Genomic DNA, 24,199 nt, shown 5'->3' with positions numbered 1-24,199 from the left:
GCCAAACAAATGATAAAACAAAAACTTGAGATATTAGTTGAGTCACAAATTATTGAAAAAACAACAGAAGATTATGTGCTAAAAGTACTAGATTATTTATTAGCGACTAAGATTATTAGTGATGCTACGAAGGCCGATGTTTTCTTAACACATTTAGCGATGGCAGATGCTCGTCGTAAAAAGAATGAATCAATCGCCAGCTTAGATGACTTTATCGTCGCTGAAATTACTGGTGATCCTAATTTTTTACATTCTAAAGAGCTATGGCAAGATTTAGAAGAGATGGCGGAGAATAAATTTGAAGAGGCAGAATTAGATTACTTCTATCTTCACATTATTAATATGCTGAAGGAGGATTAAGATGTTTTTAGATGTTACGAAACGTAGAAATCCTAAGTTGATCGAATCAGCAATCCAATTACATCAAAGTGGCGCAATTTTGCCAGATACATACGTCTTAGATTTAGATACTATCGTCGCTAATGCCAAAACGTTAAAAGCGAGTGCGGATCAAGCTGGCATCGACTTGTTTTATATGACGAAACAACTTGGTCGTAATCCGTTAGTTGCCCAAAAAATTCACGAAGCAGGAATTACTGATGCTGTCGTTGTTGATTTTAAAGAAGCGTTAGTCATGATGGAGCAGCAGTTACCAATCGGCAATGTGGGGCATTTAGTCCAAGTGCCGAAACATTTATTAGAAAAAGTGATTGCTTATGGCCCTAAATTTTTTACCGTTTTTTCACTAGAAATCATTGAACAGATTAATGAAATTGCTAAAAAACTCAATGTGAAGCAAAAATTATTAATTAAAATGATTGAAAGTACTGACGAAATTTATGAAGGCCAAAATGGTGGGTTTCATCTAGACCAGTTAGGTGCGTTAGCAACACTAGTAAAAAATCTTGAACATGTGGAAATTGCTGGGATTACTTCATTTCCTTGTTTCTTATTTGACGGCGTCTCAGAATTAACCCCGACGAATAATGTTAAAACAATTGAAAAAGCTGTTGAAATACTAGGGGCTAAAGGAATTGAAATCTCAGAAATTAATATTCCTTCTGCTACTTGTAGCAAAACAATTCCTATGATAAAAAGCATTAAAGGCACCCAAGGCGAACCAGGTCATGCTTTGACAGGCTCAACACCCTTACATGCGAAAATGGATTTAGCTGAATTGCCAGGAATGGTTTACGTCAGTGAAATTTCCCATAACTTAGATGGGAAAGGTTATTTTTATGGTGGTGGGTATTACCGTCGCGGCCATTTAGAAGAAATTTTAGTTAATGATGTAGACTATGCTGTTCAAGATCAAGTCGCTCCATTTGGTAATGAGAGCATCGACTATTATTTAACGAGTCAACACACCCATCCGATTGGTGCAACGGTGATTGCGGCTTTTAGAACCCAAATATTTGTAACTCGTAGTGACGTTGCCGTTGTTTCTGGCATCCAAAGCGGGAAGCCTAAAATCGAAGGTATTTATAACAGTCTTGGAAATTTAATTAGAAGGTGAAAAAATGAGTAGATTTATCGTTATTGTCTTAGATAGTTTTGGGGTCGGTGCGATGGCAGATGTGGCTAAAGTTCGTCCTCGTGACCTTGGTAGTACTACGGCAGGTCATATTATCGAAAAAATGCCGGCAATTAAGTTACCAACATTAGAAAAATTAGGCTTGATGAATGCTCTTGGCTATGAAATTGGTAGTCACCATTTTTCAAAAGAAGCAAATTACGGGACAGCTAACTTAGCCCATCATGGGGCAGATTCATTTTTAGGTCATCAAGAAATTATGGGAACAACACCGAAAGTTCCATTGATTCAACCCTTCAATCAAAAAATTGCTGAAGTTGAAGCTAATTTAGTTAAAAACGGCTACAGCGTCCGCCGAGTCGGTGAGCCTGGTACCCAAATCTTAGTCGTTAATGACTACGCCACAGTTGGTGACAACTTAGAAACTGATTACGGTCAAGTCTACAATGTCTCAGCTTGTCTTGATTTGATTAGTTTTTCAGATTTAAGCAAGCTCGGCCAAGTAGTCCGAGAAGTTGTAGAAGTTTCCCGGGTCATTACTTTTGGCGGCGAACAAGTCACATTAGCTGATTTACTAGGAGCCTTTAAAACGAAAAATGCTGAGATTGCTGGTGTTGATGCCCCTGAATCAGGGGTCTATAATCATGGTTACCAAGTTGTCCATTTAGGTTATGGGATTGATAAAAAAGTTCAAACCCCAACTATTTTAGATAATCATGGGATCACGAATTCTTTCTTAGGAAAAATTGCTGATATTATTCAAACGGATAGTCAACGGTTATTTCCTGGGGTGGATTCCGATTATTTATTTGATTGCTTACTGTCAGAAGTGAGAGACGTTACCGAGGGCTTTATCGCCTTAAATATTCAGGAAACAGATTTAGCAGGTCATGCTGAAGATGTTGGGCGCTACGCTGACCGCTTAGAGCTAAGTGATCGGCGGATTGCAGAACTGTTACCCCTATTAGTTGAAGGTGATATCTTAGTTGTTATGGCGGATCACGGCAATGATCCGACGATTGGCCATAGTAACCATACTCGGGAACGAGTGCCACTTTTAGTTTATAGTCCAAATGTTAAGGGCAAAGTCATTGGCGAAAGAACAACAATGGCAGATGTGGGAGCGACAGTGGCAGACTTCTTTAAAGTCGAAGCACCTCAACACGGTAGTTCATTTTTAAATAAAATAATCGAATAGTTGTGAGTAAAAGGGACTGGGAAGTTATTGATTCCCAGTCTTTTTTACTATTGAAGGAGGCAAATGATGGAAAATCGCATTAAAGAATACGCTCAGAAAAGTTTTTTAGCATTAGTCAATCCAGCCAAGTCAGTCAAAAAAGTGTTCCCTAATCAACTGCTAGAAATTACCGAGGAGTCTGGTTACTACTTAGGAGTTAAAGAAGTCAAAAGTATTCCTACCAGCTTCGTAGAGAGTTTACGAGAGGCAGGTTATTATCAGCACACAGTTGATAAAGGAAGTTTGTCTGGTCGAGGGATTGATTTAGATTTAACGAATCCATTAACAGGACGACCAATGACGGGCTCATCAAGTGGGACAGCCTTGAATGTTTTTTTAGGAATCAATGACATTGGGATTGGTACAGATGGCGGTGGTTCCGTCTTAGCGCCAGCTATGAGTTTAAACTTATACGGCTTTATTCATCCAGATTTAGGCAAAAGTTTTCAAAAAGAAGTTGAGGCTAAAACATCAACAGATGGCATCAGCTTTTCCCCGTCACTAGGCTTTATGACTAAAGAGTGGCACCTTTTAGTTAACTTAATTGAGGAGGTCTTTCCCTTAGTTAATCAGTCAAGAGAGTCACCTAAGATCATCTTAGATGAAAGTCGTCCGAAGTTAAAAGAAAGACTTCAGACCGTGACTTCAGACATTCAGCTAGTGCCTTTAACTAGTAAATATACAGCCAGTCGGGAAGTTTTAATTGAAGAATTAACTAATCTTTTAAGTAGTTGTGACCTTTTGATTTCCGAAGAAGGCCCAGTCGATGTGGCAGGTTTTGGCGAAAGCATCTTCGGACACTTTGATCAACAGACACAAGCAGAACAAATCAAAGCTAATAAAGGCTTTGTCAGAGTCGTTAATATGGCTGGGGCAATCGCAATTACTGTACCAACTGGGGAGTTGGCGAAAGGCTACGTTTTAATCTGTAAAAATAATTTAGCTGATTTACATAAATTATTAAAAGTAGCAGCATGTTTAGAATGTCCGCTGGATCCTTTAGTAACTAGTTACTTTGGCGAACTAGGAAAGTACTTTGAGATGGGAATCTAAACGTTAACAGATCACAAGAAGGGCTCAATCATTCAGAATAATTCAGAGGGTATGATACAATAAATGTAATAAAAAATTACTGAAATTGGAGGTCCTGGAAATGGTCAAAGTTGTTGTTCACGTATCAGAAGCAGAGAAATTTAGTGGTGCCTTAAGTAATGTTAAAAACTTAATCAAAGCCACTGAAGAGACACTAACAATCGAAGTTGTTGCCAACAGTCAAGGAGTTAAAGCTTATTTAGAACCAGACTATCAAGCTAAAGTGACGGTTTTAAGAGCTAGTGGCGTGACTTTTTCTGCTTGCCAAAATTCTTTAAACAGTTTAGAAATAAACGTAGCAGACTTATTAGAAGGGGTCGAAGTTGTTCCAGCCGGGATTTACCGCTTAGTTGAGTTACAAGAAGACAGCTATCGTTATATCAAAGCTTAATGAAGAACCTAGCTAGAAAGGAGTGGAATAATGAAGGAACCAAAAATATTTAAGATGAGTTTTGCTAGTGTCTATCCTTTATATATTACTAAAGTCGAGAAAAAGGACCGGACTAAGGCAGAAGTTGATCAAGTGATCCAATGGTTAACCGGTTATGACCAAGACCAGTTAGTCAGTCAAATCGAAAAGATGGTTGATTTTGAAACGTTCTTCGCCGAAGCACCAGCTTTAAATCCTAATGTGAGCTTAATTAAAGGTGTGATCTGTGGTTATCGGGTGGAAGAAATTGAAGACCCTTTGATGCAAAAAATTCGTTACATGGATAAGTTAATTGACGAATTAGCGAAAGGGAAGAAGATGGAGAAAATTTTACGGCAATAAAAAAACTCTTTAGAAGCTTCTGACTGACTTGATGACAAGTTAGTTAGAGGCTTTTTTAGTTGGTGAATTTTCAAGAGAAACTTAAAAAAACATCATCTAGTTAAGTAAAATAACTAGATTTATTTGAATTTTTTCCGTATACTAAAGTTTATGTATTAGAAAACTCTAATTAAACTAATCTAATTTTAATAAGAACTAGGAGGAACAAAATGATTAACAAAGAGTCAATTGAATTAATCAAAAACTTATCTCAAGCTAATGGGGTTTCAGGTTTTGAAGATGAAGTAGTTACTGTGGCAAAAGAATATGCGGCGGACTTTGCCACCATAAAAGAAGATCACATGCGCAATCTTTATCTGACAACTAGGAAGGCAGACCCAGCTAAGCCAACTATTTTACTAGATGCTCATATGGATGAAGTTGGTTTTATCGTTCAGGCGATCAAACCTAATGGAACTTTGCGCTTTTTACCTTTAGGGGGGTGGGTTCCAAATAATATTCCTGCTCATCGCGTCCGAGTTCGCAATAGTCAAGGACATTACTTATCTGGGATTATCGCAAGCAAACCGCCACATTTTATGTCAGAGAAAGAACGGAATCAACCACTAAGCATTGAAGATATGGTCATTGATTTAGGGGCGACAAGTGCTCAAGAAGTTATGGAAAAATTAAAAATAGAAATTGGCGCCCCAGTTGTTCCAGAAGGTCAGTTTGCTTATGATGAAAACTTAGAAGTGCTAACGGGCAAAGCTTTTGATTGCCGCATTGGCTGTGCTTGTTTGTTAGAAACTTTACAAGAATCTGCTAGTTTAGCAAGTGACTTGAATATCATAGCAACTTTAACTAGTCAAGAAGAAGTTGGCGAAAGAGGGGCGACGGTGGCAGCTCGTAACGTTCAACCAGATATTGCGATTGCTTTTGAAGGCTGTCCCGCAGATGATACTTTTGAAGAGGATTATATGATTCAGTCAGCTTTGAAAAAAGGGCCGATGTTACGACATTTTGATGTTTCGATGATTACTAATCCCCGCTTTCAAAAATTTGCTTTAGACTTAGCGAAAGAGTTAGGGATTCCAGTTCAAGCATCAGTCAGAAAAGGTGGCGGCACAAATGGTGCAGTGATTAATTTAGTTAACAGAGGTGTCCCTTGTATTGTTATTGGCATCCCTGTCCGTTATGCCCATACCCATTACGGTTATAGCGCCTACGAAGATTTTGTTAGTGCTAAGAAATTAGCTTTAGAGTTAATCAAACATTTAAACAAAGAAATCATTGCCAGTTTTTAAACTAAGAAAAATGAAGGAGTTGTTAATATGACAATCAAAAAACTCGGGATAAGTTTATTGATATTAGGGAGTACAATAGCCTTAGCTAGTTGTAGTAGTAAGGAACAAGAAACAGCAACGGATAAGCCAACGGGAGAAACTAGCCAAGTTTTACGAGTTGTCGAAATGTCGGAGCTACCGACGATGGATTTATCACAAGCAACAGACGTTGTGAGTTTTTCGGCAATTAGCCAAGTAATGGAAGGCTTGTACGAATTTGCTGATAATAGCAGCAGTCAACCAGCGATTGCTAAAGAAGTTGTCAAACCGACTAATGATGGCAAAAAGTATACGATTGCTTTAAAAGAGAATGCCACTTGGAGTAACGGTGAGCCAGTTACCGCCCATGACTTTGTTTATTCTTGGCAACGAACAGTGGATCCTAAAACTGCTTCTGAATACGCCTACTTATTCGACGGCTTTTTAAATTATAGTGAAGTTGTCACAGGTAAAAAAAATCCTAGTGAATTAGGTGTGAAAGCCCTTGATGACTTTACGTTAGAAATTAATTTAGAGTACCCGATTCCTTACTTAAGCTCGATTTTAGCTAAGCCGACTTTTTACCCACAAAACCAAAAGTTTGTTGAAGAAAAAGGCGACCAGTATGGTATGAATAGTGACAGCGTCCTGTCTAACGGACCTTTCGAATTAGCGGAATGGGATGGCACTGGCATGACTTGGAAATATCTTAAGAATGATAGTTACTATCAAGCAGATAAAGTTAAACTTGATGAAATTGCTGTCCAAGTAGTTAAAGAAAATGGCACTAGTTTGAACTTATACAACTCAGATGAAGTTGAAGTCATTCAAGTCAAAGGGGAATTTGCTCAACAAGAAAGTGCTAACCAAGACTTAGTTTTAAGAGAGTACCCTGGAAATTATTACATTCAATATAATTTTGAAAATGCTATTTTTGCAAACAAAGAAGCTCGTTTAGCAATTTCAAAAGTGATTGATTCACAACAAATTGCTAGTAATATTTTAGGAGACGGCTCTAAGGAACTCTATGGCTTTGTTCCTTCTGGCATCATTAACCCGGAAACGGAAGAAGACTTTTCAGAAAAATCTGGTAAGTTACTAACACCAGATATTGAAGCTGGCAAGGCACACTGGGAAAAAGCTAAGGCTGAGTTACAGCTTGATCAAGCTGAAGTCACGCTACTAGCCTCTGATACTGATTCGGCTAAGAAGCTAGCGGAGTATGTTCAAGGCGTCTTAACTAGTGAATTAGCTGGCTTAAAAGTCAATGTCTCGACAGTTCCTTTTAACAATCGCTTAGACGCTATGAGTAAAGGTAACTTTGATTTTGTCTTAGCTGGTTGGGCAGCAACCTATGCAGACCCCTACGATTTCTTACAACTAGTTAATGCTGGCACCACCCAAAACTACGGTAAGTGGGATAACGCTGAATACACAGCATTATTAAAGACTGCTGCGACGACTTATGTGAATGATAATCAAAAACGCTGGGAAACCTTACTAGCAGCTCATAAATTATTAATTGACAATGCCCCAGTCACCCCGCTTTATCAAAGTAGTGAAAGTTACTTAGTGAAAGAAGAAGTCAAAGGTCTCGTCTATCGCGCCTTAGGTAGTCCTTATTATAAAAATGTTTCGATTGAAAAATAAATAGTTTTAAGCAAAAAAATAAGCCAGTCTACGTGGGCTTATTTTTTTCTTTTTTATTTTATTTAGAAAAAGGAAGGATAAAGGTTAGTTTCCTCTTTTGATTAGTTAGCTAGGATTGCCTTGATGTAAACAATTAGTTGCTTTTAATTTAAAACCTCATTGTGTCGAAGAATCAAAGGTGAATTAGCAGAAGCTAGCCTTTAGTTAATTCTGACACAATGAGGTTTTTAGCTGTCACACAAACACTTGAATGACTTGCAAGCCTAACTTCTCAATCGCCTTTAAAGTCGGCGCTGAACTGTATTGGTCAGTAATCAAGTAGTCAAAGACTGAAAGGTCGGCGATTTTGAATTTAGATGTTTGGCCGATTTTTCGATGGTCAGCCACTAAAATTCGTTTAGAACGGGTCTGATTAATCATGACTTCATTAATTTTAGCTTCATGAAGAATTTTTGTAGTGACGCCATTTTCTAAATCAACACCGTTACATCCAATGATGCAAACATCAGCATTCATTCCTGTAATCGTATTAATCGCAATATCACCAACTAAAGCTTCTTTTGGAAAACGCATCTCCCCACCAGTTAGTAGATAGGTGGAATGTTGAATGTGTTGTTTGTGTTTTAATTTTAAATTATTAGAAATAATTGTTAAGTAGTCAGCAGTGACATAATCAAGAGTTGAAAGGGCTGTTGAACTCGTGTTAATAAAAACGCTGTCATAATTATTAATGAATTTAGCAGCTTCTTTGCCAATCAAATTCTTGATTACTAGGGGACCGGTTTCATCAAAATGTTCTTTGTTTTTAAAGTTAAAGAGGCAATAGCCATGCTTCCGAATAATATCATTTTTATTTTCTAAAATGATTAAGTCTCTGCGGATAGTACTAAGGGAGACCTTAAGTTCTTCAGCTAAGTCTTTGGCAGTCAGTTCTCCTTTCTTTTGGAGTAGAAGTAAGATACTGGCTTGACGTATCTGAATATTTTCAATTGAATTTTTCATTAAGAAACCTACCTTCCTAATCTTTATATGACCATATTACCACTAAAGATGAACAATGGAATCATAAAATCATATAAAAATCATAAAGTCATATAAAAGGGTTTTCATAAAGAAAAAAAGGCGATAGTATGAACTTGTAAGTAATGGATAGGAGGAATTTTTATGAGTCAACATGTCAATAGCATCACGAAAGAAGCCTGGGTAAAGGCCGTTTTTCCTGAATGGGGAACATGGCTAAATGAAGAGATTGCAGCCGAAGAAGTTCAAAAAAATACTGTTTCAATGTGGTGGCTCGGCTGTACTGGTATTTGGTTAAAATCAGATCAAGGAACCAATATTCTATGTGATCTTTGGTGCGGTACCGGCAAACGAACTCACGGTGATGGTTTAATGAAAAAAGGTCATCAAATGATGCGAATGAGTGGTGTCCAAAAAATGCAACCTAATTTAAGAACACAACCTTTTGTCATCGATCCTTTTGAAATCAAAGATGTTGATGCCTTAGTCGTTACTCATATTCATAGCGATCACTTAGATATTCATACGGCAGCAGCTGTTCACAAAAATTGTCCTGAGGCTAAATTTATTGGCCCAAAAGAAGTGGTTCAGACGTGGTTAAATTGGGGAATACCTGTGGAGAAGACGATTGTCGTAAAACCAGGAGATGAAGTTGTTGTGAAAGACATCAAGCTTGTTGCTTTAGAAGCCTTTGATCGAACAGCTTTAATTACTTGGGATAATCCTGAAGAAAGGTTAAAAGGTCAAGTTCCTCAAGATATGGACTTAATTGCTGTAAATTATTTGTTTTGCACGTCAGGTGGTAATATCTACCATGCTGGTGACTCTCACTACTGTAATAAATTTGCTGAACATGGTAATAATTATCAAGTTGATGTCTGTCTCGGTGCTTACGGCGAAAACCCACGGGGGATTACCGACAAAGTCACTTCAGTTGATATGTTGCGAATGGCAGAAGCCCTTAAAACTCAGGTTGTGATACCAGTTCACTATGATATTTGGGCAAATTTCATGGCTGACCCTAAAGAGATTACGGCTTTATGGGAAATGAAAAAAAATCGTTTAAACTATCAATTCAAACCGTATATTTGGCAAGTGGGTGGAAAGTTTACTTACCCAACTAACAAAGACGATTTAGAGTTTAATTTTAATCGCGGCTTTGATGATGCCTTTAGTATTCAAAATGACACACCCTTTCCATCATTTTTATAAAAGAGGAGCAGACGAGATGTTAAATTACTTTTATGACAACCATTTGATCAGATACTCTGAAAAAAATAACCTGAATTGGCGGGAAGCTATCACTGAAAGTTGCCAACTATTATTAGAAAAAAAGGTGATTGACGAAAGTTATATTACTGAAATAATTGCTTGTGTGGAAGAGCATGGTCCTTACATTGTGATTGTTCCTCAAGTCGCCATGCCTCACTCATCTGGAGAGAGTCAAGGGGTTTTTGGAACTGGGATTTCTTTCACAAAAATGCAGTCACCAGTCCTTTTTGATGACGAAACTGAAGACAAAGAGGCAACGCTATTTTTTACTTTAGCAGCTAAAAATACTGAAGAGCATTTAGCAAATATAACAAAACTATCGGAGTTATTAATGACGGAAGGCTTAATTGAAAAACTAGTAGCGACGAGTAGCATTGAAGATTATGAGCAAGTGATGAGGGAATACGAATAAAAGGAGGATAATTATGTTAGATGTATTGATGACTATGTGGGAATATTTTGCTAAAAATATTCTGACGCAACCAGCCTACTTAATTGGATTTATTGTGTTGTTAGGGTACTTGTTATTGAAGCGTCCCTTGTATGAGTGTCTAGCGGGGTTTTTGAAAGCCACAGTCGGTTACTTTATTTTGACAGTGGGTTCTGGTGGGTTAGTCAATAACTTTCGCCCAATTTTAGTCGGTTTAAAAGAACGTTTTAACTTAGATGCCATGGTGACAGATCCCTACTTTGGTCAAAATGCGGTTGATGCCGGCTTAATGGAAACTTTTGGCAAAACGTTTGGCGACGTCATGATTTTATTATTAATTGCCTTTGTCATGAACATTTTACTTGTGAGATTTCAAAAATATACGAAGTTACGAGCTGTTTTTACAACTGGGAATGTCCAAGTGCAACAAGCTGCTACCGCTTTTTGGATTTTGCTATTTTGTTTCCCAAACCTTGGAAGAATCGAAGTTTTAATTTCAATGGGCTTAATTTTAGGCTGTTACTGGGCAGTCGGTTCCAATTTAACTGTTGATATTACTCAAGAATTAACCGAGGGGGCTGGTTTTGCTATCGCTCATCAACAAATGTTTGGTGTTTACTTTTTTGCAAAGTTAGCTGAAAAATTAAAAAAACATGATGAGAAAAAAGGTAAAAAGTCTAAAGGAGACAAAAAATTAGAAGACATTGAGTTACCAGGCTTTTTATCAATCTTTAATGAAAATATGGTAGCGACTTCTTTACTAATGCTCTTCTTTTTCGGAATTATTTTACTTGTCTTAGGTCAAGATTATTTAATCGCTGCAGAATTTATGCAAGAAGGTCAAAGTTTTCTCTTTTATATTTTAACGACCTCTCTTAACTTTGCTGTTTACTTAGCTATTTTACAACTAGGCGTTAGAACCTTCGTTGATGAACTGACTCAATCTTTCCAAGGAATTTCTAATACGATTTTACCTGGAGCTGTTCCAGGCATTGATGTGGCAGCGACATTTGGTTTTGGTTCACCAAATGCGGTGACAGTTGGTTTCTTGTTTGGTTCACTAGGGCAGTTTTTGATGATTGGCTTATTGATTTTAATGAAGTCACCGACAATTGTCATTGCCGGCTTTATTCCTTTATTTTTCGATAATGCAGTAATTGCAGTCTTTGCTAATAACCGTGGTGGTTTTAAAGCAGCTTGTTTATTCCCATTCTTGTCAGGGATTATTCAAGTCGGCGGTTCAGCTTTATTCGCAAGTTGGATTGGTTTATCACAATATGGTGGTTACATTGGCATGTTCGACTGGGCAACTGTTTGGCCAGCCTTCACGGTAATTATGAAAGTCTTAGGTTTTACTGGAATTGCAGTTGTCGTAATTTTACTGTTGCTGATTCCACAATGGCAATACCGGAAAAATCCTGAAGGTTATTTCTTAATCGTCGATGACTATGATGACTATCAAACTAAATTTAAAAAATAAAACATATCTAGGAGGAAATAAAAATGAGAGTTCTAGTATCCTGTGCCAATGGATCTGGTACAAGTTTAATGATGATGAGAAGTGTTGAGAAAGCCATGAAAGAACTGGACATAAAAATCACTAAAATTCATCACTGCTCAATTTCAGAAGGAAAAAGTTCAGCTACCCAGTACGATGTTGTTTTTACCCCTGTTAATTTTTTAGGAATGTTTGAACAAGCTGAGAAAAAAGGTGTCCCTATTATTGGGATTCGCAATGTGATGTCTCACAAAGAAATTGCAGAGAAATTTGCTGACTCAGACTATTACCAAACAATTAAAAAGTAAAAGGAGTGTTGAAAAATGGCAAGACCCAAATTACAAATAGCTTTAGATCATAATACATTGGAAGATGCCTTAAAGGATAGTTATCAAGTGGGGGACATCGTTGATATTATCGAAGTTGGCACGATTTTATGTTTACAAGCAGGCAGTTTAGCAATTAGTTGTTTGCGAAGTTTATATCCGGATAAAATCATTGTGGCAGATACTAAATGCGCCGATGCTGGGGGCACTGTTGCAAAAAATGTGGCAGAGGCTGGTGCAGACTGGATGACAGCGATTTGTTGCGCTACCTTGCCGACAATGGCCGCCGCACAAAAAGAAGTCAAGGCGTTACAAGTTGAGCTATATGGTGACTGGACCTTTGAACAAGCTCAGGACTGGCGCAAGTTAGGCATTGACCAAGTGATTTATCATCAAAGTCGGGATGCTTTGTTAGCAGGAGAGACATGGGGCCCTAAAGACTTAACAAAAGTCGCTCAGCTAATTGAGATGGGCTTTGATGTTTCGGTAACAGGCGGTTTAACTGTTGCCAGTTTGAACTTGTTTAAAGACTTACCTGTGGCGACGTTTATCACTGGTCGAGGAATTACGGCAAGTCCTGATCCAAAAGGGGCGGCCTTAGCTTTCAAAGCTGAAATTCAAAAGATTTGGGGTGAGTAAATGGTCCGCTTAGGAATTTACGAAAAAGCCTTACCAGAAAATTTAACTTGGTTAGAGCGTTTAACTTTAGTCAAAGAGTTAGGCTTTGATTTTATTGAGCTGTCGATTGATGAAACGGATCAACGCCTGGCCCGCCTTGATTGGGATGAGGCGGACATCGAAGAGCTACTTTTAAGTATCAAAGTAACTGGGGTTCCGATTCACTCCATTTGTTTAAGCGGTCATCGCCGGTACCCTTTTGGCTCTGAAAAGTTAGCCAATCGACAAATGGCAGCAGAATTATTAACAAAAGCCATTCTGTTAGCTCATCAGCTCCATGTCCCCCTCATTCAAATTGCTGGTTATGATGTTTATTACGAAGAAAAAAGTCAGCTGTCACGAGAGGGCTTTATTCAAGGGCTGAAAAATGGTTTGGCTCAGGCAGCGCCTTTGGGAATTACTTTAGGTATTGAAATTATGGATGACCCTTTTATGAATTCAATCAGCAAATTTCTCAAAATTAAAGAGCAAATAGCCTCACCTTATTTACAAGTCTATCCAGATTTAGGCAATTTGTCAGCATGGCCAGAGAACGAGGCAAGTTATGAACTAGAAAAAGGCATTGACCATATTGTTGCCATTCATTTGAAAGATACTTTAGGGGTCACTCAAGAGTTTGATGGTCAATTTCGCGATGTCCCTTTTGGGGAAGGCTGTGTCGATTTTTTAGGTTTATTAACAACGTTACGGCGTTTAGATTATCAAGGTTCTTTTTTAATTGAGATGTGGAGTGGAAAACAAAGCGATTTCAAAGGGGCTATCCATCAGGCGAAGGCTTACTTAGAACCGTTGTTACAGGAGGCAGGTTATGAATAAAACAGAAAGACTCATTACAGATATGAAACATCGGGTCTACGAAGGAAATATGGGACTCCCAGAAGTTGGTCTAGTTAAATTAACTTGGGGCAATGTCAGTGAAATCAATCGCAACTTAGGGGTGATTGTGATTAAGCCAAGTGGGGTTCCATACGAAGAGATGACGCCTAACCAGATGGTAGTCACCGATTTAAGAGGGGAAGTCCTAGGTGAAGGGAGCTTAAAGCCTTCCTCTGATTTACCTACTCATGTGATTTTGTATCAAAACTTTCCGGAAATTAAAAGTGTCGTCCATACTCACTCTACCCATGCAGTTAGTTGGGCCCAAGCCGGCTATGAGATTCCAGCCTTAGGGACGACTCATGCTGACACGTTTTTTAACGAAGTTCCTTGTACTCGGCAATTAAGTGAAAGTGAAGTTGCGGAAGAATATGAAAAACATACAGGTGACGTTATCGTTGAAACTTTTAAAGACAAGCAGTTAAAGCCCCTAGAAGTGCCAGGGATTCTCGTTAAAAATCACGGTCCTTTTACTTGGGGACTATCAGTTGAAAAAGCAGTTGAAAATAGTCTGATTTTAGAAGAGGTAGCGTTAATGGCGAAAGAAACGCGACTCCTTAATCCTCAAAGTCAGGTGATGCCAGATTATTTACTATTGAAACATTATCAGCGGAAACATGGTGAGAAAGCCTATTACGGACAAGTTAGTGAATAGTTTAGTCAGAAGACAATCTTAAACAGCGAAATTATTCGCTGTTTTTTTATTTTCAGTGACCCTTCTGTGGAAGAAACTGCTTACTAACCATTGGAATTCCACTAGTTTTGCAGTATGATTAAGAAGTAAATTAAATAACTAATTTAGTTAAGTAAAGTGAAAAACAAGGCAGAGAGTGTGAGATGTTTAGTGAAGGCAGAAAACAAAAAAATTATTCAAAGCTGGTTGTTAGTGGAGCGTTTAAAAGCTGGAGAATTACCAGAACTAGACCGCCAACGCCAACTTTTTAAAGAGGGGACAGTCGATGTCACCGGCTTTACAAACATAGCATCAGGAAATTCCAGTTATTTATATTTTGGTGTGTATCCATCGGAGCAGATTAAAGACGTAGTGGCAAAGTATTTTAAAGAGTCGGCAATTCCCGTAATGGCAGAAGAAGTGTTGTATTATACATTAGCTTGTCAATTAGATGACAAAGGCAATTATATTTCTAATAGTCTAGTAATTCCAGACAATCAATTTATGTTGCAAGAACTGTTAACAAAGGAAAAAATTAATTTAACTTTTGAAAATATAGTCGCAGCTAGTCAAAGAGCTAAAGAGATGATTGAACCAGAATTAGTGGCGATTTTTAAATCAGGGATCTCCAAAGAGGCCCTCACTAAAACGAACAAGATGATTAAAAAACATTTTAATTATCAGTGGTTAAAGGATAAGGTTTACAGTATTCCCAATGTTAGTATAAAAAATCAGCCAATAGAAACGAATCAAGGACTAATAAATGACTTATCAGACATTTTGGCGAGTCAGGAAAATTCATTTGTGTTGGAAAATTATCTAACTGGAAAAGCTGATTTTACAGAAATTAGTCATAATCTAGAATTACTTAATAGTATTTTGAAATTAAATAATATTCCTGATGGGCGCTGGCCTTCAACGATTAATCATAAATTAAACATGATGCAACAAGTTGCTGTTAATTTAGTTCTAAATGAAAACAAAGCAATTCATGCTATTAACACGCCACCAGGTACAGGTAAAATGACAGTCTTAAAAGACATTATAGCTGGTTTAGTTGTGCAAAGAGCCGAAAAAATGGTGACGTTTAAAGAACCAGAAGATGCCTTTGAACATCTGGGAATGATTGATATTAAGGGCGAAACCCTCCATCGTTATGAGTTAAGCTCTTTATTAAAAGGCTACGGTGTCGTTGTGGCTACAGAAGATGAAGAGGCGGCGTTAGGGTTAACTAAAAAGCTAGGGAAAGGTCAAGAAATAATTCACGGGATTGATCGCTTTGCTCCAGGCGAACAGAGCTATGGTGAGCTTGTTAGGGAAATGAACTTGTTCCCTGAGTATGTCCGTTACCTTGTTGAAAAAGCCCCTAATAGCAGCCGTCAGCACCTCTTGAATGACTACTGGGGCTTGTTTTCTCTACCTCTAGGCAAGGCTGAGTTAACCAATCAAGTATTTGAGCGAATGTTAGGTGGTCTGACTTTAGAGGATGGAACCGACGTTCATAGTTTGTACCAACAACTAAAAAACGAAGGCTTTATTCAAAGGAATTGGGAACAAGCCTGTGGCGACTTTGCCGCAACTAAAGCAGAGATTGTGGCTGAGGAAGCTAAAATTAAACGCCACTGGGAAGTGACGGAACAAATTGGCCCCTTAGCAGCAAAGGTTAAAGTTGCTGAGGAAAACACTCGCGAGGCGATTAGCTTAATGGCTGAAAATACTCGTGGCTTGGAAAAAAACTTAAATCGTTTGAAAGACGTTCAAGAGAAAATCAGGTTATTGCCAAAACCGACTTGGTTTAAACAGCTAATTTGGAAAATCACTGGTAAGAAAAATGAGCTGTTGGCACATTATCATTCAGAAATCAGTGAACTAACTAAGCAAAAAGCCATGTTTGAACTAGTCAGAGTCAACTTAATTAAGAAAATAGAAGAACTTGAGTATAACCAAAAGATGGCTAAAAGTGAATTCGCTTCGGCTCGTCATTTTAGCCGCTCATTAGGTTTACATTTTGAAAAGAATGAGTATCAAACAATTAAGAGTGATCTCCAGAGGGATGAGACTGAAAGACAAAAAACAGTTCCTTGGTTAACGAAAAAACTAAATTATTTACGAGGAAAATATTTTATTCAAGGATTAGTCATTCATAAATTATTTAATCAAAGTAATTCAACGAAAATCTATTCGGCATTAACGGCCTTAAAGAAACGCCAGCAACTTAACTTGGACAATCCCAAGGAGCAGGCATTATTGCTAGAATCTTGGAAAATTTTCCACTTATTAATTCCTGTTGTTTCGACAAACTTAGCTAGTTTAGGTGAACTTTATGCTGGTCTTGGACCTGGTTCAATTGATTATTTGTTAATTGAGCAAGGGAATAATCAATCCCCCCAAGCTGGCGTAGGGGGAATGTGGCGAGCAAAGCAAGTCGTTGTTTTAGGTGATGAATCCCAAGAATTTCCAGTTAAACTCTTTAGTGACACGTTATTTAAAAACGTAGCTGCAACGAATAAGCTGACTAGTAGTTATTTATCAGCCACAAGTTCACTGCAACATTTAGCAAGTTTAGCAAGTGCTTACGGGACTACTAAAACAACCGGGCAGCGACTGGGCATTCCTTTATGGGTCCAGCGCCGCTGCTTAAATCCGATGTTCGAGATTACTAACCAACTATCTTACGAAGGGAAACTGATTCAAGGAGTCCCAGCAATTATTGCTAAGCAAGGCCAAGTCAGTTGGATTGATAGCCAAGGAGTAGCTATCAAAAAGCAATATGTTCTTGAACAAAGTGAGGCCCTTTTAAACGCTTTGACACATACAAAACGACTGCAAGACATTTTAGTCTTAACGCCTTTTAAGACTGTGGCAGAAGAAACTCGCAATTATCTTCGTCAGCACGCTCAGGCATTTAGTCATTATTCAATCAAGGAAGTTGAGTCTTGGCTGCAAGAAAGTATTGGTACCGTGGCTAATTTACAGACAAAAGGTCGCTCAAGTCTCTACTTTATTTGTGGCACAGATGAAAAAACCGATGAAGATGCTAACTGGTCTTGTCAAGATCCTAATTTATTATCGATGGCAATCAGCCAAGCCAAAAAAGAACTAGTGATGATTGGTGACTACCAGCGATTCAAAGAGAAAGCTTATTATCAAGTAATTGCCAATCAAACACAAAAAATCATTTCAAAGTAGCAAGTAATATCTTTTAACTATCAGTTAATCACCAAAGAAATAGACCACAATTCTCAGATTCGAGAGTTGTGGTCTGTTTTTGCTTACGTATGTTCACTCATTTGTTCGATAAAAAGTGGTGAATCGGCTTTAGGTGTTAAAGCGCCACTTAATTGATCTAGACAAAGAATTTCTTTGACATTAGGTAAGGTTTGTTTGATTAAGGTTCTAACACTTAGTTCAGGTAAATCAGTAGGTAAAACGATGATTCGTGAATGTTTAATATTGTCAGTCGTTAAAATTTCAATTAAGTATCCAGTTACGTCTTCCCAGTATGTATCGATTTTCATCTTAAATTCCTCCTACAAGCTATGTCTATGAACATAGTTTATCATTAAAAAAAGCCTAAGATGTGTCAATTTTTTGCTTCAAATGGAATAATATGACAAATATCAATAAAACACTAGGTTATTAAGGTTTCAAAATCTTTCCAAAAGTTTGCAACATCACTAAAACTAAAACGAATGACTTTATCAATAATCGGACTATCAACTAAAGGCATGTCAGTAACAATCACATCGTATTTGTCTAATAACTCATAATCTAAGTTAGTCAAAGAGCCGTGGTAAATATCGACATCACTGAGCTGAGGGTATTTTTTTGCGGTAATGTATTGTAAACGGAAATAGAGTAAAGTCGAGAAAGTTGAGAGAAAGATGACTTTTTTAGGCTCAATCACTGATAATAAACGATTTGAGAACTCTGGTGTCGCCATAATAATATGGTAAAACAATTCATTTCTTAAATCATCTGTTTGGATCGATTGATCAAATAATTTTGATTGCTCACAATGCTCAAAAAAGGTTGTCACAGTTGTCGGTTTAGTCTTATTTAAGTGATTTTTAAAAAAGTAATAACGGTTAAAAATGTAAAAGGGGAAGCGTTGCTGAGCGGCCATGACGTTATATAACCAAATCGTTGGTGGTGTAATTTGCTCGACTTCTAGATCAATAGCTTTAAAAAAGTCAGTCGTAAATTCTAAAACGTCAGCATAAGTAATCCCAAGATTTTTATTAATGTAATAGTCAGGTTTGTGCTTCAAATACATTGTTGGGATAATACTTGGGGAATCAAAGGGCAAAATATCAGCAACTGATGATATTTTGACTTTAAATTGCAAGTGATCCCATAAGAGACTATCTAGCAAGGTGCTCTTCTTAAAGAGGGCTGTGATAGCTAACGTGTAAGCTTTGATTTTGTGTTTAGCACTATGAGTCGTATAGAAAGCTTGATTCTGGCGTTTAGCTGCGATAAAAATTAACAGCACTACGGAATAGCAATCAACGATGTCTTTATCATTTGGAAAATTTCGAATCACTAAGTGCTGAATTTCTGTATAAATTTCAGGCAAACCAGGAAATTCAGTTAAAAAGTCAATGCCATAGCGCTCGGTCACTAAATGTTGATAAAGTTGACGAATTAAATTCTCTTCCCCAGCAATGTGTAAAAAAGGTTTAGTGACGACTTCTAAAGGTAAGTTCTTTTCCGCAAAAGTATCGTTAAAGCGTTTGATTAAACGCCGAATATTTGAAGAGCTGGTGAAGTTGACTTCTGCGTACTCATCTAAAGAATACTCTTTCAGTAAAATACTCCAAATAAACTCAACGGAACTTGAGTTATTTAAAATCATTTGGTAAAGTTCCCTAATGCTAAAATTGACTGGATGGGTTAAGCGATAATAGTGAGGGCTGGCTTCTAATTTGAAGGGTGGGTAGTTTTCATTAAAGTCTTTGATATCATTTAGCAATGTTTTTTTCGAAGCCCCAACGTAATCAGCTAGTTCGGAAATATCTACAGCCTTATGTAAAGTAACAATATCAATGATGGAGACCAAACGTTGTAAATTCACTTCTAAAGTCGCTTTCATCATAACTATAAACACTCCTTACTTTTTTATATATTATAGCATGTTTGTTGTAAATAATAGATGAATATGCGGAATAAAAGTGTTTTTGTGTTATTTTATCTATTGCTTATTGCCCGGATAATTAATTGATTCCTTGAACAAAGATAAGTTTGTTATTATAGCAAAAAGACTTTTAGTAGCAAGCTGCCACTAAAAGTCTTTTTTACCCTAACCATTCAGTAAAGCGATAAGTTTTAAAGGGCATTTCGCACGCATTCCCAAAGGCAAGATGGAACTCACCTTTACCTAAATCGAAGACCATCGAAGCTAAGGATTTCGATAATGGGTGTTCAGGTGACGGGTGATTACATACGCTTTTAGGAAAATTGATATGATTAGCCAAAAAACTTTGGGCAAGTGTCCCGTCAATTTGGCCATAGTGTTTATTGACGATTTCTTCCATACCAGCGTAACGGGAATGGGAAGTGGTTGATCCCCCAAGTTCTGGCTCCGTCAGGGCGATTGAGTTATGGTTCGCATGAATTAAAATGTCAGCAGGTTGACTGTCGTAAAGTTGATTTGGGAAACACTCAACATTGACCACACCTTGACTGGCATGAGCTAAAGTAAATTGATTAGGAATTGCATGTGGCAATTCATGTAAAAAGTCATAAGCTTCTTGATATGTTTTCATTTGTAATAACTGGCGAATAATTCCGGCTGTAGGTAAACCAGGTTGTCGCTGACCATTATCGATGTAAGTCCACATAATCGCTAGTCCATAATTATTCATGCCCATATAGGCGGGAATACCAGGGTGAGTGTAAATGAGTGATTCTAGCTTAGACTGACTGTCAAGATGATGAATCACACAATCCATTTCTGAGCGATACTCATCTAAACGTTCGTCATTAGTTTGGCCACAAATGACAGAGCCGTCAGTGGTAGCAGCGCCATGGGCGACAAATGACGTACACTTATCGGTAATCGCTTCAGCGAAAAAGGAGCGCTCATAAATCGTGTATAAGTATAAAATTTCAGCAAAACTTAATTCCGCTCCAGCAGCCGTTCCTTCTAATTCTGCTAAGACATCTGGGGCTAACTCGGCTGTGAAATCAGCATAGCTTTGGGCTTTTTCCGACCAAGCTAAAAGGCTAGTAGCTGTATCGTTGTAAAAAAGTTTTTGACTAGCTAAATTTGTCGCAATTTGATTTTTCAAAGACTGACCAATTTGAAAGCCTCGTTCATAAGCAGTCCCTTTAACTTGTAAATAACGTGTAATCATTTGCATTCTCCTTATTTTTCAATGTAACTCCATTTATAATCAAATTCTGGTCCAGCAGAAAGGATATTTTTAATTTTAGGATTGCGTAAGTGGGCTTCAGCTTTTTGATAAATCGGCGCCACACCAGCAGTCTCTAAAAGAATTTTTTCAGCTTCTAAAAGGTCTTGCCAACGAGCATCAGGATCACTAGCATGAGTCGTGCCAGCGGCTTGAATTAACTTATCAAAATCTGGATTACGATATTGTCCACTATTATTAAAATTACTAGTAACAAATAGTTCTAAAAAGACACTGGGATCATCGTACTCTGCTCCCCAGCCGACTAACGTTAAATCGAAGTCACCTTTTGTTTCCCGATCGAGCCTGATTGATAAAGGAACAGATAAAACATCAACAGTGACTTCTGGCAAGGTTTCTTGAATGGCACCTTGCATGTACTCAACGACTTTTTTAGCTGAATCAGTATCAGAAGACATTAAGCGAAAGTGAAAATTCTCAATATTTAGTTCTTTTTTGGCTTTTTTCCAATACTCTTGGGCTTTTATTGCATCAAAAGCTAAGTGATTACCTGAATCAGTTACGAAGTCTGCCTGTGTTGTTGGATTAAAAGACATGTTTTTAGGGACTAAACCAGTGGCAGGGAGGGAGCCATCACCTAATATTTTATCTACTAAGAGTTGGCGATCAAAAGCGTAAGTTAAAGCTTTTCGCAAGTTCTCATTTTGTAGTTCTTTTTTAGTATGATTGAATTCAATGTATGTAGTCGTTGATAATTCCTGGGAAATGAAGCTGGGGTCACTGCTCATTTGTTGGGCAATTTCACCACTAATAACAATATCATCTGCTTGACCATCTTGAAATAAGTTCAAGGCAGTAGCATCTTCTTTAACGACATCAATTTGAATGTCATCGATTTTGACTTGTTCCCGATCCCAATAAGTTTCATTTTTAACATATGACCAGTTAGTATCAGTCCCAGCACCGTCGAAGTTTTCTAAAGTAAAAGGTCCGTTTCCAACTACAAATTGACTAGCAGTCGCGTACTTATCGCCACTGTCAGCAATCATTTTTTTGTTTTGTGGGAAAAAGGGGGGCAGTGAAAATAAAGATTGAATATAAGGTACTGGATTTTCAAGGGTGACTTCTAGTTTGTAGTCGCTTAAAGCTTTGACACCTAATTCTGAAACAGGTGACTCCCCTTTCAAAATAGCTTGATAGTTTTCCAGCGACTCAAAGAGATAGGCGACTTCTGAGGCCGTTTCCGGGTCAACAGTTCGTTGCCAACCATAGACGTAATCTTGAGCGGTGACGGGCTCACCGTTGGCCCAGACAGCTGTTTCTCGCAAGGCGAATGTATAAGTTAAGCCATCAGCACTAATCTCAGGAATGGCTGCTGCCCCAGCGGGAATTAGTTTACTTGATTGATCTAATCGAAATAATCCTTCACCAGTATTTTTTAAGACACCCCAACCAACAACATCGTTAGTAATCGAAGCATCGATTGAAGGGATTTCTTGCTTAACGATGACTTTATAAGAAGCTGTTTCCGCTGTTTCTTTTTCAGTATCTGGTTGGGAATTTTGGCAACCACTTAAAAAAAGCAAGGAAGCAGTTGCGATAAAAAACTTTTTACTCAGAGTTAATTGCATAAAAGAACCTCCTTAAAATATTAATAATTAGTGAGTGGACGAACGAAACTACTAATTTATTAATAATAAGTATAGCATAAAATGATATTTTTCTAATTGAAAAGACATTTATTTTTAATGAACCCTTAATATTAAACGTTGTTAGTTAATTTAAGATTGTTGAAAAAGCTGAAGTAGGAATAGTCCTAACTTCAGCTTACTTAGGTTGATAGACTTGCTTGGAAAGCACAATCCCATCACCACGGCGGTATTCTTTTTCTAAATAATCTTGGTAGGCGCCAGGGGAAACAATGCCATTAAAGCGAATGATATCCATCCCAGCAGGCCCTAAGAGGGCTTCAACGACTTCGACACAATTAGCCCCAAGGACAAAGTAAGTTTGATACTTACCGGAACTGAATTTGCTAAAGCAAGCTTTTTTATCGGATTCTAAGTAAACTTTACTTGCGTAATCTTGATTACTGCTAGAGTCGTAAAAAGCTTTCGGTCGCCAATCATAAGCAGGGACTAAAAGTTTATTAAGATCTCTTTCGACTTGTTCCAACTGAGTGGAATCGAGAAGTAAGCCATAACTGAAAATCGTTTTTTGACTTTCTTTTAAACAAAAGGGAATATAGCTGTCTTTATTAGTTCTAAGTAAGACACCATCGCCAAGAGCATCAAATAATTTATAAGAAGCACTGTCATAATTACCATAAGAAATCACTTGATTATTGATAATCAAGTCACAGTGTCCAATTGCGCCAAAACCATTTTCCGTGACATGGACAAGAATTTCGACATTCGTTCTGATTTTGCTGTCAAACATTGCCTGATTAGGAAGAGCCTCATTAGCCACGGATTCGTTAATTTTTTCTAACATTAATCGCGGCATCAAAGCAGTAATAATTAACGGCGGTGAGACACGAAAGCGCCGTTTAAGAGCTTCTTTTTGTTTTTTTGGTGTGATACTGGCAAAACCATCTCGTAAATAAGTTAGGCCAAGAAATAAGCCGTAAATACCGAAATAGATCATGGTCCAACGAGTGCTCAAGGTCTCACCTGCTAAGATCGATAAACCAACAATAATCAAGATAATGGCAGTTAATAAAAAGACGAAGCGTTTAGTAACAGCACTTTTTCTAAATAAAAGATAAGAAACTAATTTGATTATCGCATTAGCAATAATATAAACAGCCATTAAAATAAATGCCAGTCTAGAAGGAATTTCGGAAAAAGTAATTAATAAAAAACCAGCCAAAGTATTAAGTAACCCACGTAGTAAAAATTGGTTATCGGGTTTTCGAAAGTAATGGAGCCAAGCGCGAATGGCGCCAAAAATCATTAACCAACCAAGCCATTGAAAGATTTTTATCCAAAAATTTTCCGGATCGATTAAAATCATGATGGAAAGAGCGATAATGCTTATCCCAATGATTAAACAAGTAATGAAGTAATGGTAGTTCTCGCGATAGTCTTGAATAGTCAAAATTAACCTTCTTTCTGAGATAAGAGATATCTTCATTCATTATAAAGGAAGGTCAGCTATCTTGAAAGAGTAACTCTAATATGAAGAAACTTCCTAAGGTGTGTATACTAGTCCTTAGACTATCAATAAAAAAATATTTGTAATTAAATATATAATTATAAATGAGATTAAAAGAGTGTTATAATGGAATATATATGGAAATGTATACTAAGTTGCGATTGATTAATTAGGGGAACTGTAATTTTTTGTTCGTTTAGAAACCCGAAAATGAACGGTTTATTTAAAAAACAGACCTGCCCTGAAAGATAAGAGAAATAATAAAAACGGCTTATTCGTTTAACGTTCGTTAATTAGTTAGAGT

22 protein-coding genes are annotated in these 24,199 nt (G+C 37.5%); 16 read left to right on the top strand and 6 right to left on the bottom strand.

Features of this window, described 5'->3' with window-relative positions:
* Positions 1 to 9 precede the first annotated feature (9 nt).
* The 8 genes from CBF35_RS07115 to CBF35_RS07080 all read left to right on the top strand — a co-directional run bounded on the left by CBF35_RS07115 (position 10) and on the right by CBF35_RS07080 (position 7,589).
* Positions 10 to 360, top strand: a complete 351-nt coding sequence (locus CBF35_RS07115; protein ID WP_126779550.1) for a hypothetical protein — start codon at positions 10 to 12, stop codon at positions 358 to 360.
* Between the two features lies 1 nt (position 361).
* The gene (locus CBF35_RS07110; RefSeq protein WP_126779548.1) at positions 362 to 1,516 is read left to right on the top strand and encodes an alanine racemase; all 1,155 of its coding nucleotides are present in this window, start codon (positions 362 to 364) and stop codon (positions 1,514 to 1,516) included.
* A 4-nt stretch (positions 1,517 to 1,520) separates the two neighbouring features.
* Positions 1,521 to 2,732, top strand: coding sequence for a phosphopentomutase (locus tag CBF35_RS07105; protein WP_126779546.1), 1,212 nt, complete (start codon positions 1,521 to 1,523; stop codon positions 2,730 to 2,732).
* A gap of 66 nt (positions 2,733 to 2,798) precedes the next feature.
* Positions 2,799 to 3,824, top strand: a complete 1,026-nt coding sequence (locus CBF35_RS07100; protein ID WP_211345299.1) for an amidase family protein — start codon at positions 2,799 to 2,801, stop codon at positions 3,822 to 3,824.
* A gap of 100 nt (positions 3,825 to 3,924) precedes the next feature.
* Positions 3,925 to 4,254, top strand: a complete 330-nt coding sequence (locus tag CBF35_RS07095; protein WP_126779542.1) for a DsrE family protein — start codon at positions 3,925 to 3,927, stop codon at positions 4,252 to 4,254.
* 30 nt (positions 4,255 to 4,284) lie between these two features.
* Positions 4,285 to 4,635: a DUF2200 domain-containing protein gene (locus tag CBF35_RS07090; protein ID WP_126779540.1), complete on the top strand. Its 351-nt coding sequence runs from the start codon at positions 4,285 to 4,287 to the stop codon at positions 4,633 to 4,635.
* Positions 4,636 to 4,844: 209 nt separating this feature from the next.
* Positions 4,845 to 5,921: a M42 family metallopeptidase gene (locus tag CBF35_RS07085; RefSeq protein WP_126779538.1), complete on the top strand. Its 1,077-nt coding sequence runs from the start codon at positions 4,845 to 4,847 to the stop codon at positions 5,919 to 5,921.
* A 27-nt stretch (positions 5,922 to 5,948) separates the two neighbouring features.
* A complete protein-coding gene (locus CBF35_RS07080) occupies positions 5,949 to 7,589 on the top strand; it encodes a peptide ABC transporter substrate-binding protein (RefSeq protein ID WP_126779536.1) in 1,641 nt (546 codons plus the stop codon).
* Positions 7,590 to 7,823: 234 nt separating this feature from the next.
* On the opposite strand, the gene CBF35_RS07075 is transcribed toward CBF35_RS07080, so the two are convergent.
* Positions 7,824 to 8,591 carry a DeoR/GlpR family DNA-binding transcription regulator gene (locus tag CBF35_RS07075; protein ID WP_126779534.1) on the bottom strand — a complete coding sequence of 256 codons (768 nt, stop codon included), beginning with the start codon at positions 8,589 to 8,591 and terminating at the stop codon, positions 7,824 to 7,826.
* A 162-nt stretch (positions 8,592 to 8,753) separates the two neighbouring features.
* Here CBF35_RS07075 and ulaG point away from each other — a divergent pair, with 162 nt between their 5' ends.
* The 8 genes from ulaG (at position 8,754) to CBF35_RS07040 (ending at position 17,551) form a co-directional block, all read left to right on the top strand.
* Positions 8,754 to 9,821, top strand: a complete 1,068-nt coding sequence (gene ulaG, locus CBF35_RS07070; protein ID WP_126779532.1) for an L-ascorbate 6-phosphate lactonase — start codon at positions 8,754 to 8,756, stop codon at positions 9,819 to 9,821.
* Between the two features lie 16 nt (positions 9,822 to 9,837).
* Positions 9,838 to 10,293, top strand: coding sequence for a PTS sugar transporter subunit IIA (locus CBF35_RS07065; protein WP_126779530.1), 456 nt, complete (start codon positions 9,838 to 9,840; stop codon positions 10,291 to 10,293).
* Between the two features lie 13 nt (positions 10,294 to 10,306).
* Positions 10,307 to 11,791 carry a PTS ascorbate transporter subunit IIC gene (locus CBF35_RS07060; protein WP_126779528.1) on the top strand — a complete coding sequence of 495 codons (1,485 nt, stop codon included), beginning with the start codon at positions 10,307 to 10,309 and terminating at the stop codon, positions 11,789 to 11,791.
* 23 nt (positions 11,792 to 11,814) lie between these two features.
* The gene (locus tag CBF35_RS07055; protein ID WP_126779526.1) at positions 11,815 to 12,117 is read left to right on the top strand and encodes a PTS sugar transporter subunit IIB; all 303 of its coding nucleotides are present in this window, start codon (positions 11,815 to 11,817) and stop codon (positions 12,115 to 12,117) included.
* A gap of 15 nt (positions 12,118 to 12,132) precedes the next feature.
* Complete coding sequence (locus CBF35_RS14870; protein ID WP_170174739.1) at positions 12,133 to 12,774, top strand: 3-keto-L-gulonate-6-phosphate decarboxylase UlaD; 642 nt, start codon at positions 12,133 to 12,135, stop codon at positions 12,772 to 12,774.
* Positions 12,775 to 13,629: an L-ribulose-5-phosphate 3-epimerase gene (locus CBF35_RS14865; protein WP_170174738.1), complete on the top strand. Its 855-nt coding sequence runs from the start codon at positions 12,775 to 12,777 to the stop codon at positions 13,627 to 13,629. It abuts the gene before it with no gap.
* On the top strand, positions 13,622 to 14,344 hold the full coding sequence (araD, locus tag CBF35_RS07045) for an L-ribulose-5-phosphate 4-epimerase AraD (protein ID WP_126779524.1): 723 nt from the start codon (positions 13,622 to 13,624) through the stop codon (positions 14,342 to 14,344). The genes CBF35_RS14865 and araD overlap by 8 nt, the downstream gene beginning before the upstream one ends.
* 189 nt (positions 14,345 to 14,533) lie before the next feature.
* Complete coding sequence (locus tag CBF35_RS07040; protein ID WP_126779522.1) at positions 14,534 to 17,551, top strand: DEAD/DEAH box helicase family protein; 3,018 nt, start codon at positions 14,534 to 14,536, stop codon at positions 17,549 to 17,551.
* Positions 17,552 to 17,634: 83 nt separating this feature from the next.
* Here CBF35_RS07040 and CBF35_RS07035 read toward each other — a convergent pair whose 3' ends face one another.
* The 5 genes from CBF35_RS07035 to CBF35_RS07015 all read right to left on the bottom strand — a co-directional run bounded on the left by CBF35_RS07035 (position 17,635) and on the right by CBF35_RS07015 (position 23,838).
* Positions 17,635 to 17,880, bottom strand: a complete 246-nt coding sequence (locus CBF35_RS07035) for a hypothetical protein (protein ID WP_126779520.1) — start codon at positions 17,878 to 17,880, stop codon at positions 17,635 to 17,637.
* A gap of 113 nt (positions 17,881 to 17,993) precedes the next feature.
* A complete protein-coding gene (locus CBF35_RS07030; protein ID WP_126779518.1) occupies positions 17,994 to 19,460 on the bottom strand; it encodes an AcpB/EbpR/MafR family transcriptional regulator in 1,467 nt (488 codons plus the stop codon).
* A gap of 199 nt (positions 19,461 to 19,659) precedes the next feature.
* Entirely contained in the window at positions 19,660 to 20,721 is a 1,062-nt protein-coding gene (locus tag CBF35_RS07025; RefSeq protein WP_126779517.1) for a C45 family autoproteolytic acyltransferase/hydrolase, read from the bottom strand.
* A gap of 11 nt (positions 20,722 to 20,732) precedes the next feature.
* Positions 20,733 to 22,370 carry a peptide ABC transporter substrate-binding protein gene (locus tag CBF35_RS07020; RefSeq protein WP_126779516.1) on the bottom strand — a complete coding sequence of 546 codons (1,638 nt, stop codon included), beginning with the start codon at positions 22,368 to 22,370 and terminating at the stop codon, positions 20,733 to 20,735.
* 196 nt (positions 22,371 to 22,566) lie between these two features.
* On the bottom strand, positions 22,567 to 23,838 hold the full coding sequence (locus CBF35_RS07015) for an HdeD family acid-resistance protein (protein WP_170174737.1): 1,272 nt from the start codon (positions 23,836 to 23,838) through the stop codon (positions 22,567 to 22,569).
* Positions 23,839 to 24,199: the final 361 nt, after the last annotated feature.

This window comes from Vagococcus salmoninarum, from assembly GCF_003987495.1.
GTDB lineage: Bacteria > Bacillota > Bacilli > Lactobacillales > Vagococcaceae > Vagococcus_D > Vagococcus_D salmoninarum.
The sequence above is the reverse complement of the archived record's forward strand: the minus strand, read 5'-3'. Positions and strand labels throughout refer to the sequence as shown.